This window comes from Sagittula salina, from assembly GCF_017813235.1.
Taxonomy (GTDB): domain Bacteria; phylum Pseudomonadota; class Alphaproteobacteria; order Rhodobacterales; family Rhodobacteraceae; genus Sagittula; species Sagittula salina.
In genome coordinates, this window is the sequence record NZ_JAGISH010000015.1 from 54327 (window position 1) to 74884 (window position 20558).

The window sequence follows — 20558 nt, forward strand, 5'->3', positions numbered from 1 at the left end:
GACGTGCTTGCAGTCACCCGCCACACGACCGGACCCGTGGACATGACGCTCGGCATCACCCTCGCAGATCAGAAGGCCATCAAGGCATGGGCCGCGCCGCGTTGCGACATGGGCAGCATTCCCGAGTCCGCCTGGGCTCTGGCCGTGGTCGAGATCGAGACCGGCACCCTGCGCGCCGCCTGCATCCTCTACGAGGTCTACAAGGGCGAGGTGGATGTGCATTTCGCCTCGGACGGCGATCGCCGCTGGGCAACCCGCGACATCCTCACCGCGATGTTCTTCTATGCCTTCCACCACATGGACGCGCGCATCCTGAAGGCGGTGATCGCGGCCCGCAACGTGCCCGCCCTCGTCATGGCCCTGAAATCGGGCTGGCAAGTGCAGGGCCGCGTGCAGGGCGTCCTCAGTGGCGGCGCGGACGGCATCCTGTTGACGCTGGCTGAACCCGATTGCGTTTACCTGAAAGGAGATGACCATGGGCGGCAAGAGTAGCGCACCGAAGCCGGATCCCAACATTGGGATTGCGGCGATGAAGTCCGCTCAGACCGGCGAGGACTTTCTCGCCTGGATGAAGGACCAATCGGCTATCTCCAACCAGTGGGCATCCGAGGACCGGGCGCGCTACAAGTCGGTGTTCGAGCCGCAGCAGGACGCCTACATCGCAAGGGCAAACGCCGGGCCGGATTACGGCAAGGTGGATGCGGACGTGCGCCGCGCCACTGCCGATGTCGGCATGCAGTTCGACGCGATGAACGACCAGAACGAGCGCCAGATGGCCTCGATGGGCGTCAATCCCGCCTCCGGGCGCTTCGCCTCCGCCACCCGGTCGAGCGCGCTGGCCGAGGCCGCAGCGAAGACCGGCGCCGCCAACACCACCCGCCTCGCCTCGCGCACCGCAGCCGAGGGCAAGGCCGACGCCATGCAGGCGAACGCCATCAACCTGGGCTCCGGGCTGGCCGTGAACCCGGCGACCTCGCTCGGACTGGCGAACGGCGCCGCAAGCTCTGGTTTCAGCGGGGCCATGAGCGGCTACGGGCAGCAGGGGTCGCTCCTCACCAGCCAGCACAATTCGGAGATGCGGGCGTGGCAGGCCGACCAGGACGCCCGCGCCAGCACCATGAGCGGAGTCGGCAGTGTCGTGGGCCTCGGGATCTCCATGCTCTCCTCCAAAGAGGCCAAGACCGACAAGAAGCCCGCGCGCGGCGTCCTCGAAACCCTCAAGTCGATGCCGGTCGAGGACTGGCGCTACAAGCCGGGGCAGGGCGACGGCGGGCGCCATGTCGGCCCCTATGCCGAGGACTTCCACGCCGCCACCGGCAAGGGCGACGGCAAGACCATCCCCGTGGTCGACGCCATCGGAGTTACCATGGGGGCGGTGCAGGAACTCGCCAAGAAGGTCGAGAAGATGGAAGGGCGGACGGCATGAGCGGGGGCGCGTTTCTCAAGGGGCTGACGGGCGGCTACGTCGCGGGGCAGGACATCAAGGACCGCCGGACCCTGCACGACGCGATTTACGGTCGTGTCCTGGACGGCGAGCCCGGCGCATGGGGAGGCGGGGACAACCGCGGGCCCGGGCGCGGCATTCTCGAGGCCTTGGGCATCGTGGAGCCGCGCGCCCAGGGTGACGGCGATTTCAACTGGACCGGGGAGCGGTTCACCCCCAGCGGCAACGGCGTCGATGCAAGCCCGGATGTTCTCAACCAGTCGGCGCCGGCCAGCTGGGAGCAGGAGCGCGCGGGTATCTTCGATGGCGAAAGCAAAGGCGATTACGACGCGCTGTTCGGCTTCTCCAATCGCGAGGGCGGGCGGTTCTCCAACATCAAGCTCACCGACATGACCGTGGACGACGCCATCCGCTTCTCGAACCCGAAGGGCGAATACGCGCAGTGGGTCGCCAGCAGAAACGACGGCACCGTCGCGACCCCCATGGGCGGCTTCCAGATCGTCGGGAAGACCCTGCGCGGCGTCAAGAAAGGCATGGGGCTCAAGGGCAACGAGCGCATGACGCCCGCCTTGCAGGACGCCATGGGTCTCTACATCCGCAACACGCAGGGGCTGGGCGCATGGGAAGGCTACAAGGGGCCGAGCGACCCCAGCCGGTACGCCGCGCGCCCGGGAACCACCGTCGCGCCAGCCGTCGAGAGCGTGGCCCTGCCGTCCGCAGCGCCGCAGGCTGCACCACAGGCGGCGGCGCCGGCCTCGGACACGATGTCCGACATGCTGAACGCGCGCCTCGGGCGCGGCATTGCGACCGGCGCCCCGGTCGGCACCTACAACTTCGGAGTGTGAGACGATGGCTCAGAGCGGTGTCGCAGGCTTCCTGCAAGGCGCATTCGACGGCTACACCATGGGCGCGCAGATCCGCGACGCCAAGACCAGGCGCGACCGCGAGAAGGAGGACCGCGAGCGCAGGGCCACGGATTACGCCTACACCGACGAAACCCGCGACCACGCGCGCAAGAAGCGCGATTGGGACTTCGAGGACCGCGACTACACGCTCTCCGAGCGGGAGCGGAAGCGCCGGGACGACGATGCGACGCGTGCCTACGAGGAAGATAAACGCGCCCGGGAGCGCAGGAACAACGCTACAGACGATGCCGAGACCGCCCGCGTCCGGGAGGCGGCTGCCGCCGAGCGGCAGGCATTCGCGGATGCCTACGCCGCCGCAGAGGCCGCCCGCCCCCCCGCTCCACTGGGGCGGGGGATCATCGACGCGGGCCAGTTGCCAGAGGCACTACCCGCGCCGCGCTCCGGGCGCAGCATCTTCGCCCTCGATCCTTCCATGAGCCGACAGGCCACCGTGCAGGCGCCCGCAGCCGCTCCCGCGCAGGCTCCTGCTGCGCCGCCGCCTGCCGTACCGCAGCAGGCATCGGCCACGGACACCACGGACGGGCCGCCGAAGTCCTTCCTGGACGACCCGAAGGTGCACGAGATCATCGCGGAATACCCCGGCGTGACCCCCGAGCGCGTCTGGTCGCGCCTGCCGCCGGATGGCAGGGAGCCCTACCTCACCCGCGAGACCGCCGCACCCGCCACCCAGGACCAGGAACCCGCCGCGCCTGCGGCACCGGCCCAGACCGTCACCACCAGCGCCGGCCCAGCGCGGGGCATGGCCGCAGGTATTCCCGTGGAACCCGGAGCCTTCGCCCTCGGGCAGGGCGCGGAGACGCGCGGGCAGGCCTTCGGAATCGGGGAAGCGGAGAAGCATCCGGCATCCGACCCAAGCGTGCAGGCGGCTTCCGCCGGAGTGTCCGTGGCCGCGCAGCAAGGCATCCTTACGCCTGGCCAGCGCGCGACGCCGCAGCAGCGCACGCAGGCCACCGAGTCCTTCATGGACACCTACAAGCGCGTGGCTGTGCCCCAGATCCAGCAGTTCTACCTACAGCGCGGCGAAATCGACAAGGCGCGGGCCTTCGACCAGTGGATCGAGTCCGACAACGGCAAGGCCGTGCAGAAGGAGTTCGCCAATCTCGCCTTCTCGCTGACCATCGGAGACCTCAACGGCACGCTCGACAACATCGAGAAGATGTATTCCAGCGTGAACGACGGCTACGACATCGTGCGCGAGAAAAGCGCCTTCGAGACCTACCAGAACGGGCAACCCTCGGCGCTGGTCATCACCTTCCGGGACTCGCGCGGGCAGGAGTTCCAGCAGCGCGTCGAGGACCAGGGCGACCTTGCCGCCCAGCTTCTCGGCCTCGTGAACCCGCAGGAGACATTCAACTACCTGTTGGAACGCCACGACGCATCGGTGAATGCCGAGCTGGAACGCCGCAAGTCTGCCAAGAGCATCATCAAGCGCGAGGATGTGATGGCCGAGGCCAAGCGCCTGCAGGACGACATTATCGAGCAGAACAAGAACACGGCATTTGGTCAGGAGGAAATCCTGATGCCCAGCGACGACGAGTTGTTCGCCCGCGCCTACGAGAACCTGCTGCGCGGCGAGGCCCTCGCGCGGGGCGGGCGGAGCGCGCCGCAGGCCAGCGGACAGGGGCCGGGCGGACTGCCCATGCCAGATTTCCGCCTCACGCCGGGGGGTTGACACGACTCGGGCGCGCACCCACGTTCAGATCATGGTTGAACAGCAGGTCTTTCTCTGGCTCGTGCAGGTCTTCGCCACCTTCGGCGCGGCTTGGCTCGCATGGCGCGGCGCCATCATGGCGATGCACCGCGTGACGGGCCGCCACATCGAGGACTGCCGATCCGACCTGTCCCACGGGCTCGTGTTCCTTGCCTACGGGCTGTTCCCCGCCGGGATCGCCTACCTGCTGACCGGCACGGCATGGATCATCCCGCTTTCGCTGGCCGTTGCCGTCTGGGCCGGTTTCCGTTTCAACGGTCGCGCCTGACGCCTTCCCCGAACTCTCTGCCGATGATATAAGCGCGGTCATGACGCCGCGCATGACGCGCGGGCTTTTAGCCACTCAGCTATGAGGCCCGTTCGCATGGACCCGCGTAACTCCTTCTCGATCGATCCCGCACTTGCACGTATCCAGAAGGAGGAAGCCGGACACCGCCCGGAACGCTCCATCTTCACCACCGACCCAGCGACACCGCCCTCTGCGCCCACGCCGGAGACGCCGCTCGGGATCGACCCCCCCAAGCCCGACTACAATAGCCTTTCCGCGCGCTACCGCGTGCCGCCGAATGTCATCCAGGCCACGGTCGAGGCGGGCGGAGTTGAACCCGCCCGCGCCGCCGAGGTGCTGGGCCACGCCATCGAGGCCACGGGCGGAGACGTGCGGAAAGGCCTTGAGACTGTTCTGCGGGGCGACACGGCGGCGACGGACCAGCTCCTTCAGCTGGCCGAAAGTATCGCTGCCAGCCGTAAACCGGCGGCGGATCCTGCGCCCGCGAACGCGCCGGAGGATCAACCCGGCATCATGGGGGACGCGGCCCGGCAACTCGCCGGGGGCGTCGTGAAAGGCACGGGCTCCGCCATCGCCGGTGCCTACCGGAACGCCGAGAGCCCCATCACCCACCGCCCCTTGACCGGCGTGACCGGCTTGGTCAGGAGCGTGGCCGAGCAGTTCCTCCTGCTGATGAACCCGGACGAGGCGCAGGGCGTGACCGATGGACCGATGACCGGCGTTGGCCGCGAGGTCGGATCGAGCGTCACCGGACTCGGCAAGGACATCCAGGCGGGCGTGAGTCAGGCGACGAAGGACGCCATCGCCAACAGCACGCCGGACGGCGACCTGTTCGCCCCCTCGACGTGGACCTTCGGGAAAGACCCCAGCATGCGCGGCATCGCCATGCTGACGCTCGACGTCTTCGGTTCCATGGCCCCGATCATCGCCACCTCCGTTGCCACGCGCCAGCCCGCTGCGGGTGCGGCCATGGGCGGTGCGCAGTCGGCGGGCGGCGCGGCCGAGCAGGCGCGCGAGACCATCGTGCAGGCCGGTCCCGAGGGCCTTGCCAAGGATAGCGCCTACTTCAACGAGCTTGTCGCCGCCGGTGCCACGCCCGAGGAGGCCATGGAGCTCACAGCGCAGGCGGCGGAACGTGTCGCGGCCATCCTCGCCGCCCCCGTAGGTGCCCTCGGCGGTGCCGCCACGGGCCGCATCGTGGAGGGTGGCGTTGCCGGTCTTGCCGGAAAGTCCGTTGCAACCCGCGTGGCTGGGGGAGCCGGGATCTCCGCGCTGGAGGAAGGCTCACAGGAAGCCGCAGAGACCGTCGCCACCAACGTCGGAACCGGCATGGGCGCGGGCATGGAGGTGAATCCGACCGAGGGCACCTTCGGGGATTTCGTCATGGGCGGCCTTGCCGGCGGCCCCACGGGCGCCATCGGCGGGCTGCGCGGCGAGCGTCCCCAGCAGGACGATGCGCTGCCGCCCACGCCGCAGGATACCACACCGGAGCCTGACCCGCTGGCCCTGCCGCCGGGGCAGATCAACCTTGGCGGGCCGGACACCCCGCCCATTGGTCCGATCAGCCGCGCGGCGCAGCAGGCCCCCGAAAGCCTGGGCGGCGGGTTGTCCGCTGGCGCCGAGGTGCGCATCACCACCCCCGCCGGGGCCGTGATCGAGGCCACCTATGACGGCGAGGACGCCGAGGGCGCGAATTTCACCGTCGACGGCAAGCCGATCAAGATCACCCGCGAGCAAATGGCGAGCGGAGAGGTTTCCGTCGCGCCCATCAACCACCTGGCCGAGATCGACGCGCAGCACGTCGCCGGGCTGGAGGCGGCAGCGCAGGAGGCCGCGCCGCTGGACCTCGAAGGCTACGAGGTGAAGCCGGAGCCGCCGACGCTGCCGCCGCAACCCTTTGTCGTGCCCTCGCCGGATCAGGACATCTCGACGCCGGACGAGCGCATGACACAGATCGCGCGCGACCTCGACCACACCATCCAGGCCCTGGGCGTCACGGACATGACGCCCGAGGAACACAGCACGATCATCGACCAGTTGAACACCCTCGGCGGAGACGTCGAGGACGCCATCATCGACACCCTGACGCGAGGCATCGACCATGTCACAGAATCCGAGACCTTCGACGACGACTACCTCCCCGCGACCGAACCCGCAGGAACGCCTGACGCGGCTGACGCAATCCCGGGAGAAGCTCTCGGCAGTGCTGTCGAGCCCGCAGGCCAGCCCGCGCCGGAAAGCGGAAGCGCAGCGCCTGCTGCAGGCGACGGACGCGGTGCTGTCAGCCCGGAAGTAGCGCCCCCGGCAGCGGGCAAGGCCGTCGCGCCCAAGACCTTCTGGGAACAGTCCGACGAGGACACCCGGCGCATGATCGCCTCGGAGATCGGGGAGGCTGGAGACCTTGCCCGCAAGGTATGGGCCGACATCGACCAGGGCACCAAGCGCCGCATCACCCGCATGTACCGGGCCAACACCGACGCGCTCAACGACTTCGCGGCCAAGCGCGCCGGGCCGGGCGCCGATACCGTGGCAGCGGCGGCGCAGGAGGCGGCACCGGCACCCACGGAGGCCCAGAAGGAGGCGGGCAACTACAAGAAGGGCCACGCCCGCTGGAACGGGCTCGACATGACCATCGAGAACGCCAAGGGGGCCGAGCGCAGTGGCACCGACGCCTCCGGCAATGCGTGGTCTGTCACGATGCCCGCCGACTACGGCTACTTCAAGCGCACGGAAGGCGCGGACGGCGACCACGTCGATTTCTACATGGGGCCGGACGAGCAGTCCGACACGGTATTCGTGATCGACCAGGTGGACGCGAAGACCGGCGAGTTCGACGAGCACAAGGTGGTTCTCGGCACGCAAGACCGCGCAGAGGCGGAGGATCTCTACGACGCGGGGTTCAGCGACGGCAAGGGGCCGCAGCGCCGCGCTGGCGTGTCGAAGATGACCGTGGGCGAATTCAAGGAATGGCTGGCGAACGGCGACACCAAGAAGCCCATGGTCCCGGAGGGCCGCGGCGCGACGGTGCGCGAACCGGCGAGGGCCATTACGCCGGATGCCCCACTCTATGCCAAGGATGACGGCGATGAGCAGGGGGGAGGGGAGGAAATTTCCCCTCCCCCAAAGACCCGCCCCGCTGGGTTCACCTTCAAGCTGGCGGACCGTCTCGACCGGCGCGAGAATGCAACCATCGCCAAGTACCGCGACACGCCCGCAGGCGAGGTGATTGCCGAACTCGACAGCATGGCCCGGCGCGCGGAATCGGCCATGCGCGAGCGCGGCACGGACGTGCGCGGCATGGATGGCACCGGGCAGGACCAGTGGCTCGACGTGATCGAGGGGGCCTTGCACCACGCGCGTGAGATCGCGGAGGAACTGCGCCAGACGAAAGGCGAGGGCGCCCTCTGGCCGGCACGCGACGAGGACACCGGCGAGGTGATCCTGGACGGATCGCCCATGGCGGAGGCCATGCAGTTCCTCGAAGACAGCGAGACCATGTCGCCGCCCATCGACGCCATCGCCCCGGGCCCGAACCTCTACGGCACCGAGGACGACGGCTCCGAGCCGATGCAGGAATCGCAGGTCTTCCCGGCACCGGCCAAGACGCAGTCCTTCGCCACCATGGAGAAGAAGGGGCCGTTCATCGAACTCGACGAGGCGCAGGCGCGCGTCGAGGAGTGGAAGCGGATCGCCAGGGAGATCGGGGAAAGCGGGGTCAACCGCAACCGGCTCATCATCAGCCTGTTCGACTACACCGGCGCATGGTCGCAGCCCTTCGCGGATGCGGGCTACCAGGTGGTGCGCCATGACATCAAGCACGGCACCGACATCATCCGGGACGCCGCCTATGTGCTGGAGCGCGTGGCCGAGTACCGCGGCGAGGGCCACGAGATCGCCGGTGTTCTCTCTGCATGCCCCTGCACGACCTTCGCGGGTTCCGGCGCCCGCTGGTGGCAGGAACTGCACGACGTGGAAAGCCCCGAGGCCGTCGAGAAGGTATTCGGCAGGGCCGGGCTCCTGTCCGGCGCCAAGAGCCCTCTGGCCTTCAACGTCATGCTCTATGAGGCCACCCGCGACGTGGTGCGCGAGGCGCGACCCGGCTTCCACGTTCTCGAGAACCCCATCGGGCGCATCCAGAACGTCACCAGCCTGACAAAGCCCCTGCTGCGCTTCCATCCGTCCAACTTCGGGGACACCTACACCAAGCACACGCAGCTTTTCGGGGACTTCAACCCCGATCTGCCGCTGGCGAACGTGAAGGCCACGGACGGTTCCAAGATGCAGTCGCAGATGCGCGGCGACGATCCGCTCGGCAAGGAGCAGCGCAGCACCACGCCGGAGGGCTTCGCCTACGCCTTCTTCATGGCGAACGACCCCGAGGCCCGGAAGCGCCTCGGCAAGGTCAAGGAGGCCGGAAGCCGGGCGCAGGGCGACCTGTTCACCAGCCTCGGCCGACTCTCCGAAGTCGCTGACGAAATGGCTGCCATGTCTCTGCGCAACGGCACGCCGGAGGCCAGCGCCCGCAACCTCGTGCGCGCCGCCATCCGCAAGATCGAGGCGGGCAACGTGGCCGAGGCCATTGACGATCTGGACAAGGCGTCCAACCGGCTCCTGAAGCGCCACAAGCCGCTGTCCGAGGTGATCGACGAGGTATCCGACGCGCTGGAGAAGAAGGCGGAGCCGAAGAAGCCCGCGCGCGCCTCCACCCCGGTCAAGACAGTCGAGATCCGCCCGAACATGGACGACCGCCCCGGATACGAGCGGCTGATGGTCGGGGGCGAGCCCAGCACTACGCAGACGCGCATGACCGATGACGGGTTCGTGGTGAAGCGCGAGGTGAACCGGACGCAGGTGATCGATCCGCAGGGACAGGTGGTGTTCCAGGGACGGCACGGAGTGCAGGAAAGCGAGGTGGAGAAGGCCATCGAGGACCGCCGCAGTCTATTGGCGGATGGCGCAAAGCCCGAGGATGTGAAGCAGGACAAGCTTGCGACATCCTGGCGCGAAAACAAGCGGCTGAAACTGTTCAAGGACACCGTGGCGCGGCGTTACGTCGAGCAGGACCGTGACCCGTTCCGCGATCAGCGGGCCGGGATTGCGCCGGATGTCGCGGCCTACGGCGACTGGCTGGCCCGCCTGTCGGATGCGGACCTCGACAAGATAGGGCCGTATTTCCGTGATGACTATTCGCCCTACCATGGGGCCACCAACCTGCTGAACGGCGGGATTGCCGAAGCCCTGCGGGAGTTCGCAGTTCAGGGAGTCGTCATCGACGCGGCCAGCCTCAAGGCGATCAACGATGCCGCCCCGGAACCGATCGACTTCACCTTGCCGAAGGCCGCAGACTCCGCACCGGCGCAGAAGCCGGAAAAGGCCCCTGAGCCCGCTCCGCATAAGGTCCCGGAGAAGGCCGCAGGCATCCTCTCCTCGCTCCCCCAGGAGAAGCAGGACCGGGCGGCGGAGTTGAAGCGACGGCTGGCCGAAAAGGCCCGCACGCAGATCAGTTCCGGCATCGACCCCGACTACATCATCCTCGGCGGTGAGCTGGTTGCGCTCTACATGGAGGCGGGCACCCGCCGCTTTGCCGAGATGCTGCAGGATTTCGCGCGGGATGCCGGTCTTACCATGCGCCAGGCGCAGGCACCGATGCGGGCGGCCTACAATCACGTCCGCGACGAGATGGACCTCGACGGGAAGGACATTTCCGATCTGGACGACGCCGCAACCGTGATGGCCGCCGTGCGCGCCGCGCTGGCCGCCGAGGAGGCTGGAAACTCGACAGAAGCCACCCCATCTGATATGGAGGCCGAGTCCAAGGAGGGTCAGGACGATGCTGGCGAACGAGTACGCGACGACGCTCAAGAACCACTGGCGGGAACACCTTCCGAACCGGTACAGGCGCCTGAAGAACCTGCGCAAGCTGGACGAGACGGCGAACCAGGAGGGCGGGGAAATAGCGGCGCGGGTGACGGGGATGATGGGGCAGGGAATGCAACGTCACGAGGCCGAGGAGATCGTGCGGGACGACCTGTATCCAAGCCCGGAAAACGACGAGTAGCCAAGCGCAAGACGCCGAAGGAGTCCGCCGAGGCTGACCTGTTCTCCACCGAGGTACAGCAGGCTGCCAGCGCGCAACTCCCCGGCACCGACTTCGTCATCACGCCCGATCTGAAGCTTGGGCAGGGCGGACCGGCCCAGAAGTTCAACGACAACATCGCCGCCATTGAGACGCTGAAGCGGATTGAGGGCGAAGGCCGCCGTGCCACCCCCAGGGAGCAAACCATCCTGGCGCGCTACGTCGGTTGGGGCGGGCTGAAGAATGCCTTCCGCGCTGCCGGATCGGACGAGGGCGAAGGCATCGCCAAGGGCTGGGAGGACCGCGTCGCGCGCCTCGAAGCCATCCTCGAGCCCATGGAGCTGCGCGCGGCGCGCAACTCGGTCAAGGCCGCGCATTACACGTCCGAGACAGTCGTCAATGGCCTGTGGAAGATCGCGGAACGCGTCGGGTTCTCCGGCGGTGCCGTGCTGGAGCCCTCCGCCGGGGTCGGCAACTTCCTTGGCCTGATGCCCGAGGGCCTGCGAGGCAAAAGCCGCGTGATGGCGGTGGAATACGACAGCATCACCGCGCGCATCGCCAAGCTTCTTTACCCGGACGCAACCGTTTTCCATTCAGGCTTCCAGAATGTGCCGCTGCCGCAGGGCCGCTTTGCCCTCGCCATCGGCAACCCGCCCTTCGGGACGGACTCGCTCTACTTCCAGCACTTGCCGGAGGTGAACCGGAGGTCGATCCACAACCAGTTCTTCCTCGCCTCGCTGCGTGCGCTGGAGCCGGGGGCGCCGCTCGCCATGGTGGTCAGCCGCTACCTCATGGACGCGAAGGACATCAGCTCGCGCGTCGCGCTGGCACGCCTCGGCACGCTGGAAGGTGCGATCCGCCTGCCGTCCTCCGCCTTCCAAGAGAACGCCCGCACCGAAGTTGTCACCGACATCCTCGTGTTCCGGCGCCACACCGCGGACGAGGCAGCCGTGGAGGCCGCCATCGTGGCGGAGACCAACACCGGCAAGGCCCCCGATCTCGACAAGGACCAGGCGGCGCAACTGCCCGACCTGACCCGCAACTTCAGCGGCTGGCTCAAGACCACGGAGTTCGACGATCCGAAAGGCAGCGGCGAACGGCTCGTAATGAACGGGTATTTCGAGCGGAATCCGCACATGGTGCTGGGCGAGATCGGCGCCACGGGCACGATGCACAAGACCAACGAGTTGTCCGTCACGCTGCCCGCCGAGGACATCGAGCAGCGCCTCTCCGACGCCATCGCGCGCCTGCCAAGCGCAACGCCGCATGATTCCGTCGCCAAGCGGACCACAGAACGCTTTGATCGGCTGGCCGAGGCCATGGACCTTGCCATCCGTGGCGCGGAGCCGGGGCAGGTCCGTGTCAACGAGAACGGGACGTTGGTCGCCGTTATGGAACGCGAGGAGGGGGATGCAAGCATCCTGGAAGAGCGCGCGATCACCGCAGACACCCCCTACAGCAGCGACTACTTCGTCGGGGACGACGGGCTCTGGCGCCGCGAGGTCGACCTTCTGGACGAGGCTGGCAAGAAGGTGAAGCGCCGCGACAAGGAGGGGCGCGTCACCAACTTCAACGTAAAGACCGTGGAAGTCATCTCTGATACCGCCAGCATCCCACCTGCGGCGAAATGGGGAGCGAAGCGCATTGCGCAGCTGCGCGCCATGCTGCCGATCCGCGATGCCTTCCGCCAGCAGGTCTCGCTTGAGGCGCAGGACGCGCCGGCGGCCCAGATCGAGGCCAACCGGGAGGTGCTGCGCAAGGCCTACCGCGCATTCGTCGATACGCACGGCCCCCTGCACCAGAGCCGTGTGCGGTCCATCGCGGACAGCATGCCGGATGGCGGCCTGATCCTCGCGGTGGAGGATCTCGTGTCCGCGCCGCAGGCGAAGACCGTCAAGGTGAAGGATGCCGACATCCTCTCGGCGCGCGTCATCGTGCCGCCGAAGCGCATCGACCATGTCGACACGCTCGACGATGCCATCACCACGGTCCTGGCCGAACGCGGCGGGCTCGACATCGAGCGCATGGCATCCCTCCTCGGGACGGACGAGGCGGATGTTCACAGCAAGCTCTCCGAGGGCGACACACCGCGCGGCTTCCTGGACCCGGAGCAGGGCCATTGGGTTACGGTCGACGAGTACCTGTCCGGCGAAGTACGGCGCAAGCTGGCCGCCGCCGAGGCGGCCGGGCTCGAAGGCAACGTGCAGGCGCTGAAGGCAGTTGCCCCGGAACCTTGGGGGCCTGCCGAGATCACCCCGTCGCTCGGTGCCAACTGGATTCCGCCGCGCGTCTACGCCGACTTCCTCCAGCACGTCGGCTACACGCAGGGGCATGCGGTTTACCAGTCATTGTCGAACACCTGGACCCTGTCGGCACAGGGCAAGTCCGCCACGCAGTGGGAAACGACAGAAGCGCGCTCCTGGTCGCCGGTCGAGATCATCAACGCGGTGATGAACTCGTCGCCCATCAAGATCACATATAAATTCGAAGAAAAGACCGTGGTGGACGAGGACGCCACGCGCGAAAGCCAGGCGCGCGGCGAGGAGCTGGCGAACGAGTTCCAGGATTGGGTTTTCGCTGACGACGCGCGCCGCGATCACCTGGTCAAGCTGTTCAACGAAAAGTTCAACACCCGCGTGACCCGCCAGCGCGACGGTTCGCACCTGAAGCTCTCCGGTGCCAACCCGGCGGTGCGCATGCGCCGCCACCAGAAGAACGCGATCTGGCGCGGAATCACCGACCGCACCGTGCTCTATGACCACGTCGTCGGTGCTGGCAAGACCTTCACCGCCATCGCTCGCGTGATGGAGCGCCGCCGTATGGGCCTTAGCCGCAAGCCCATGGTCGTGGTGCCAAACCACCTTACAGAGCAGTGGGCCAAGGATTGGCGATTCCTCTACCCGGGCGCCAACCTCCTCGTCGCAGGCAAGAAGGATTTCGAAAAGGCCAACCGCCGTCGCCTGTTCGCTCGCATCGCCTCCGGCGACTATGACGCGGTGATTATCGGCCATAGCCAAATCGGCATGATCCCGATCGATCCCAGCGTCGAGATGTCCTTCCTCGACGAGGAACTGCGTGATGCGCTGAAGGCGGTGAAGGAGGCGGAGGAACAGGCGGCCGAAGACGGCACCGACACCGGCTGGCGGAAGCCCGTGGGCGTGGCCGAGGCCGAACGGCTCGTGACCAAGCTGGAAGAACGCATGGCGAAGGTCAGAGCTCGCTCGCGCGACCGTCTTATATCCTTCCAGCAGATGGGGATCGACGATCTGACCATCGACGAGGCGCACGAGTTCAAGAACCTGCAGTATTCTTCGCGCCTCACGGGCGTCTCCGGCATGGGTAACAAGACCGGCTCGGGCAAAGCCATCGACTTGCACCTGAAGCTGCGCTCCCTGCATGACCAGAACGCGGGCATCGCCTTCCTGACCGGGACGCCGATCTCCAACTCGGTCTCCGAGATGTACCTGGTGCTGCGCAACCTCGCACCCGCGCAGCTGCGCGAGATGGGGCTGGAGAACTTCGACGCATGGCGCACGCTTTTCGTCACCGCGACCTCCGAGTGGGAACCCACCGAGTCCGGCAGCCTGAAGGAGGTGACGCGACTCGGGCGCGAGTGGACGAACATGCGCACCCTGATGGAGCTCTACTACTCCGTTTCCGACGCGGTCACGCTGGAGGACATCAAGCAGGCCTTCACAGAGGACAACAACGGCGCCGCTTTCCCGGTGCCGCGCGTGAAGGATGCCAAGGAAGGCGAGAGCCGCCGCATGATCGCCGTGGCGCCCGGCCCCCGACAGGCGGACATCCTCAACGAGGTCGTGCAGGATTTCGAGAGCCTGCGCTTCATCTCGAACCCGAAGGAGCGCAACGCCGCCCGGCTGCGCGCCATGGACAAGGCCCGCAAGGTCGCCCTCGATGCCCGAGCGGTAGAGGCGCGAAACCCCGGCGACGGCGATGCGGGCAAGATCGCTGCCGTGGCCGAGAACATCGCCCGCATCTACCGTGCGTGGGAAAAGGACAAGGGCACGCAGGTTGTGTTTCTCGACCGGTCCGTGCCGTCCGGCAAGGGCGACGCCAAGGTGGTGCAGGCCTACGAGGACGCGCTGAAGAAGTACGACGAAGCGGTGAAGAAAGGCGACGATGCGGCGGAGGCCAAGGCCGTCGAAGCCCTCGACAAGTTCGACCGGGCCGACATCGAGGCACGACGCGACGCCCTGGCGGGCGGCTGGAATGCTTACGACGAGATCAAGTCGCGCCTCGTGGCGGATGGCCTCCCGGCAGAGGAAATCCGCTTCGTCCAGGAGGCCGACACAGAGGTCAAGAAGAAGGCCATGTTCCAGCAGGTGCGCGATGGCAAGATCCGCGTGCTGATCGGATCGACCCCGCGCATGGGGGCAGGAACCAACGTTCAGGATCGCCTCGTGGCCCTGCACCACGTCGACGTGACGTGGAAGCCCTCTGACATCGAGCAGCGCGAGGGCCGCATCATCCGCCAGGGCAACAAGCTCTTGGAGAAATACGGCATGGACGGCTTCGAGGTGGAGGTGATCGCCTACGCCACCGAGCGCACCGTCGATGCGAAGATGTGGGATCTGAACGGCCAGAAGCTGCGCGCCATCAACGGCATCCGCAAGTACGATGGCCGGTTCCTGATGGAGTTCGAGGACGCCGAATCCGCCAGCATGGCGGAGATGGCGGCCCTTGCCACCGGCGACCCGCTCATGGTCGACCGCATCAAGCTCGACGGCGAACGTAAAAAGCTGATGGCGAGCCAGCGCCGGTTCAGCCGCAAGCGCAACGCGCTGCGCGCCTCCATCGCCGCCGCACGGCGCACCATCGACGAGGCCGACGACAAGGCCGCGACGGCGGAGACCCTTGCCGGGGAGATCGAGAAGCGCCTCGCCGGTGTTGCGGATCGCGCCGCGCGCCGCTCCATCACCATCGAGGGCACGAGCTTCACCGACCCGGAGGAGGCAGGCGAGGCAGCGGACACGCTGATCGCGGAGCAGCGCGGCGACAAGCCCAAGGGCCGCTTCAAGATCGAGGTCGCGGGACTTCCGGTCACGACGCGGGAGGACGTGGACAAGCTGATCCGGCGCCAGTTCGGGGACGAGGGTGCAGAGGTCATCGTCGGGGGTGAAACCCACATCACCTTTGCGGATGCAGGACGCGCCCTGGCACAACGGCTGAACGATGCGCTGGTCAAGCAGGAGGGGCTGGAAACCCGGACGCTGGATGGCGTGGAGGCGATGGGCTTCGATCTGGAGGTTTCGGTCTATCCGTCATGGGGCGGCGACTTCGCCGCGCAGATCGTCCTGCTGGCGGATGGTGAGGAGGTGGCGGAGAACACCTACTACAACAAGGCGGGCTTGATTTCTTCCGGGGAGTTCGCCGCGACCCTGCGCAAGTTCCGCGACACGGTCACGCCGGAGCGCAGCCGACGCGAGGCCGCCGGATGGCGACGCGAGAAGGCCGAGGCCATAAAAGAGCTTCCACAGTTCGAGGCCGAGGCGGAAAAGCCCTGGCCGGACGCGGAGCGGTTCGATGAGGTCGACAAGAAGCTCGACGCAGTCATCGCGGCGCTTGGCGGCAAGGCAGCGGCCAAGGAACCCGAGGTGGAGGCGCCGGCCACGGCCGCGCAACGTCGCCGCGCGGACGGACAGCCCGAAGCGCCGGTGATGAAGGCCATGACGGCGGACTTGAACACGGAACTGGCGCGGCTGGGCTTTGGCGGGCGGGTGAAGGCCGCCGCGTGGCGCAAGATCACAGCCGGGCCCCTGCGGCTCGACGGCTTCTACGACGACGGGCAGATCGGCGTGGCAGAGGACGCCGCCGATCCGCGCTCCGTGCTGAACCACGAGCTGATCCACGCGCTGCGCGACCCCGATCTCTGGGGCGGCGAGGCGGGGATCTTCACCCGGGCCGAGTGGCAGGCGCTGGTGCGTGCGGCACGGGCCGACAAGGCGCTGATGGATCGCATTCGGCGCGAGTATGCCGACGCCAGCACGCAGGTACAGACCGAGGAAGCCGTGGCAGAAATGTTCGCCGCCTGGGTTCGCGCGCAGGACAAGGCAAGCCCCGTGGCGGGCCTCCTGCGCCGCATCCGCGACGTTCTGGCAGCCCTCGGCAACGCGCTGCGCGGCAACGGCTTCGCCAGCGCCGGGCGAGTGTTCGAGCAGATTGCCAACGGCACGATGGGCCAGCGCGCCCAGGCGCGGGACGCGCAGGGCCGGTTCACGTCCGGGGGTGATGATCCCGACGACACGCCGCCCAGCGGTGGCGGCAAGCGCCAGCGCCGGACTCGCGTGACGGAGACGGCGGCTTTCCGGCGATGGTTCGGCAACTCCAAGGTGGTGGACAGCGCGGGCGAACCCCTCGCCGTCTACCACGGCACCGCGGCGGATTTCGACGCCTTCGACCCCGACAAGCTCGGATCTTCCACGCGCCATGACGCGGCCTACGGGGGGTTCTTCTTCTCCTCCAGCGCCACGGTGGCGAACACCTTCGCTGAACACGCGCGCGGCCGGACGGCAAGCGAACGGCCCAGCGGTCCCAACCTGATCCCGGTTTACCTTTCGCTCCAGAACCCGCGCGTCATCGAGTGGAACGACAAGGGCGTCACCGGCTTCGCGGGCGAGATCCGCAAGGCGAAGGACGCCGGGAACGATGGGCTGATCGTGCGCAACGCACTGGACTACGCGGGGAGCGACACCATCACCATCGGCGGCAAGCCGGTCAGCTTCGACATGCACAGCGAGTTCGCGCTGTTCACGCTGCCGGACTACATCGCCGGACAGCGCAACCTGGACGAGGTGCTGGTGGAGCTGCGCGAGACCGTCGAGTATTGGGACTCGGAAATCGCGGACGTGACCGCAGACGAAAGCCATTCCGACGCGGACCTGGCGGAAGCCATGGAAGGCCGGGCGGAATGGAAGCGGATGCTGGATGCCTTCAAGAGCGACCCGGAGTCGGTCAGGATCGACGGTAAGGCCCCGGCGGACGTGTTCATCGCGTTCAAGCCCGAGCAGATCAAGAGCCCGTTCAATCGTGGCTCCTTCGACGCCTCCGACCCGCGCTTCCTGCATGCTCGCCCCAGCGCGCGCCAAAAGCGCCGCCCTCAACCCTTCACCGAGGGCGCCCCCAGCGTGCAGGCGAAGACCATGCAGGAGGGCCTGAAACGCCTGACGACATCGATCATGACGCAGGCGATGCAAGGCGTGGATAACGGCAACGTTTCGCTTCTGGCCATGGTGCCGGGCCGGGCGCTGTACCAGGAGCTTGGGGCCGATCTTCCCGCCGCGCGGCGCTACCTGCGCCTGAAGGAGCAGATGGACGCCCTGCGCAACAAGGTCCACAACCACATGGACGACGTGGCAAAGGAGTGGCGCGGTCTGCTGACCAAGAACCGCAAGGCCAACGAGTCCATGATGGACCTCATGCACAAGGCCACCATCGAGCAGATCGACCCCTCCGAGGCTTTCGTGGCGCTGGCCGAGAAGCGCGACCCTGAGCTGGTGGAACGCTACGGGCTGCGCTCCAAGACGGGCGCTGCGGCCCAGGCCCGCATCGACGAGGACAAGCGCCGCTACGGCATGTGGCAGAAGCTCCGTGCGCGCTACGTGGCCCTTCCGGCACCCTTCCAGAAGATGTTCCGCACGATCCGCAACGAGTATGCGCGCATGGCCGACGCCTTCGACCAAGCGATCCTCGACAACGCCGAGAAGGCGATGAAGGTCGCGGTGCGCCGGGCGGAGCGCGACTACCAGAAGCGCATCGACGAGATCCGCGACGACGGGTTGACCGGCAAGGCCCGCAAGGAGGCGATGGAGGAGGCCAAGCAGGCGCTGGAGACGGCGAAGGCCATGAGCCGCTTCTCGATGCAGGCCCGCCTTGCCTCCCTGCGCGCCCAATTCGAGAGCAACCGCCTGCAGGGGCCGTATTTCCCGCTCGCACGCTTCGGGACGTTCTACGTCACCTCGCGCGACAAGATGGGCAAGGTGGTCAGCTTCTCGCGCTTCGAGTTGGAAAAGGACCAGTTCGCGGAAGCCGAGCGCATGCGCAAGGAGGGTTACGACGTTGAAGTCGGGGCGATGGAGAGCATGAACCTGCGCGAGGCCGTCGATCCGACCTTCGTGGCGGACGTGGAAAGCCTCCTCGAAGAGGTGAACGTCGACCGCAAGGTGATGGACGAGGTGTGGCAGCGGTGGCTGATGACCCTGCCGGACCTATCCCTGCGCAAGAATCGCATCCACCGGAAGGGCACGCCCGGCTACGTGGGCGACGCCTTCCGCGCCTTCGGCTACCAGATGGCCCACGGCGGGCACCAGCTGGCCCGCCTGAAATACGGGCTGGACCTGACCGAAGCTCTTGAGGACGCGCGCATGGACGCTCGCGGCGCGCCCGATCCCGTGCGGGCTGACCTGATCGTCAACGAGATGAAGCACCGCCATGATTTCGTGATGAACCCGAAGGGATCGAAGTTGGCGCAGGCGGGGACCACGGCGGCTTTCGTCTGGTATCTCGGCGTGACGCCGGCGGCGGCGATCTCGAACCTGACGCAGACGACGGTGGTGGGTGCCCCGATCCTCGGCGCCTTCCACGGGAAGGGCGGTCTCACGGTGGCGCTGAAGCAGCTTGCCCGCGCCCTGGGGGACTTCACCAAGGGCCGGGCATGGGCGGAGACCAGCACCAGCCTGACGCCGGAGGAGAAGGCCGCCATGAAGCAGGCCTACGAGCGCGGCATCGTGGACAAGAGTCAGGCGCACGACCTCGTGGGCGTGGGCGAGCAGGGCATCGAGTACAACCGGGCGCGCACGGCGATCATGGAGAAGGTCGCCTTCTTCTTCCACCACGCGGAGCGGTTGAACCGGGAAGTGACCTTCCTCGCGGCCTACCGCATGGCGCGGGCCAAGGGCTACGGCCACGAGGGCGCGATTTCAAAGGCCGGTGAACTGACCTGGAAAAGCCACTTCGACTACCAGAATACCTCGCGGCCGAGGATCATGCAGAACCGCGACTGGCTGCGCGTGATGTTGGTGTTCAAGAACTTCCAGATCAACATGCTCTGGCGCCTGTTCCGCGACATCCATCAGTCGGTGAAGGGGGCGGACGAGGAGGTGCGGGCCGAGGCGCGGCGCCAGCTTGTCGGGATCTCGGTCTCGATGATGCTGCATGCGGGCATCAAGGGCGTCTGGGGCTACGCGCTCCTGACCGCGCTCCTGGGCATGTTCTTCGGCGGCGGCGCGGACGAGCTGGAGGAGACGGCGGAGCAGGCCTTGCTTGCCGTCTTGCCGAACTGGATGGTGCGGGCCTTCCTCAACGGGGTGCCGGGCGCGGCCCTGGGCATCGACGTGACGAACCGCTGGGGCATGCCGGAACTCTGGTTCCGGTCCTCTGACCGGGAACTGAGCGGCGAGGACGAGTACACCTATTGGGTGGAGCAGATCATCGGCGCCGTGCCGGGCATCGCGCAGCAGATCAAGCGCGGCGTGGACCGGATTGCGGAGGGCGACGTGCAGAAGGGTGTCGAGACCATGCTTCCGAAGGCGGCGCGGGACGCGCTGAAGTCCTTCCGCTACGCCACCGAGGGGGCCACCACCGGACGTGGCAACCCCATCGTGGACGACTTCACCGCGGCGGAGCTGGCGATGCAGTTTGCCGGGTTCACGCCCGCGCGTCTCGCGCGCCAGTACGAGTTGAACTCGCGCGACAAGAATGCCGAGCAGCGCATTCTCAAGGCCCGCAGTGCGGCACTGCGAGAGGCACGCATGAGCCTGAAGCAGGATGGCAAGATCAGCGAGAGCGCCGTTCGCCAGATCACGGATTTCAATCGGGAATATCCCTTCTACGCCATTTCGGCGGCGACTCTCAGGACATCGGTACGGTCCGGGTATCGCTCCGATGCAGCGACCACGGGCGGGGTGTACCTCAACCCGAATGTGGAGCCATACGTGCGGGCTCCGAGGGTGCGAAGCCTGTTCGATTGATCCCCATCCGTGCCGTCTTTCCCGGGTGGCACGGATGTGCTATGCAGGCAGCACGGCGCGCAAGAGGCGCGATGCAATCATGTCACGCATCGGACCTCGCATATGCCCTCGTTCTGCACAATCACC

At 67.3% G+C, this 20558-nt stretch carries 6 protein-coding genes; all 6 read left to right on the forward strand.

All coding sequences use genetic code 11. From position 1 onward, the window contains the following. Positions 1 to 3 precede the first annotated feature (3 nt). The 6 genes from J5474_RS19565 (at position 4) to J5474_RS19590 (ending at position 20432) form a co-directional block, all read left to right on the forward strand. Complete coding sequence (locus J5474_RS19565) at positions 4 to 492, forward strand: GNAT family protein (protein WP_209363237.1); 489 nt, start codon at positions 4 to 6, stop codon at positions 490 to 492. Beyond that, a complete protein-coding gene (locus tag J5474_RS19570) occupies positions 476 to 1426 on the forward strand; it encodes a tail fiber domain-containing protein (RefSeq protein ID WP_209363238.1) in 951 nt (316 codons plus the stop codon). Before J5474_RS19565 ends, J5474_RS19570 begins: the two co-directional genes overlap by 17 nt. Continuing rightward, on the forward strand, positions 1423 to 2289 hold the full coding sequence (locus tag J5474_RS19575; RefSeq protein WP_209363239.1) for a hypothetical protein: 867 nt from the start codon (positions 1423 to 1425) through the stop codon (positions 2287 to 2289). The genes J5474_RS19570 and J5474_RS19575 overlap by 4 nt, the downstream gene beginning before the upstream one ends. 4 nt (positions 2290 to 2293) lie before the next feature. After that, complete coding sequence (locus J5474_RS19580; RefSeq protein ID WP_209363240.1) at positions 2294 to 4042, forward strand: hypothetical protein; 1749 nt, start codon at positions 2294 to 2296, stop codon at positions 4040 to 4042. A gap of 31 nt (positions 4043 to 4073) precedes the next feature. Next, complete coding sequence (locus tag J5474_RS19585; protein ID WP_209363241.1) at positions 4074 to 4349, forward strand: hypothetical protein; 276 nt, start codon at positions 4074 to 4076, stop codon at positions 4347 to 4349. A 96-nt stretch (positions 4350 to 4445) separates the two neighbouring features. Beyond that, positions 4446 to 20432, forward strand: coding sequence for a PLxRFG domain-containing protein (locus J5474_RS19590; protein WP_209363242.1), 15987 nt, complete (start codon positions 4446 to 4448; stop codon positions 20430 to 20432). The last annotated feature ends 126 nt before the right edge of the window (positions 20433 to 20558 follow it).

Coding starts and splice junctions, on each gene's coding strand:
- J5474_RS19570 (WP_209363238.1), top strand. CDS start 476: ATGGGCGGCAAGAGTAGCGCACCGAAGCCGGATCCCAACATTGGGATT.
- J5474_RS19575 (WP_209363239.1), top strand. CDS start 1,423: ATGAGCGGGGGCGCGTTTCTCAAGGGGCTGACGGGCGGCTACGTCGCG.
- J5474_RS19580 (WP_209363240.1), top strand. CDS start 2,294: ATGGCTCAGAGCGGTGTCGCAGGCTTCCTGCAAGGCGCATTCGACGGC.
- J5474_RS19585 (WP_209363241.1), top strand. CDS start 4,074: ATGGTTGAACAGCAGGTCTTTCTCTGGCTCGTGCAGGTCTTCGCCACC.
- J5474_RS19590 (WP_209363242.1), top strand. CDS start 4,446: ATGGACCCGCGTAACTCCTTCTCGATCGATCCCGCACTTGCACGTATC.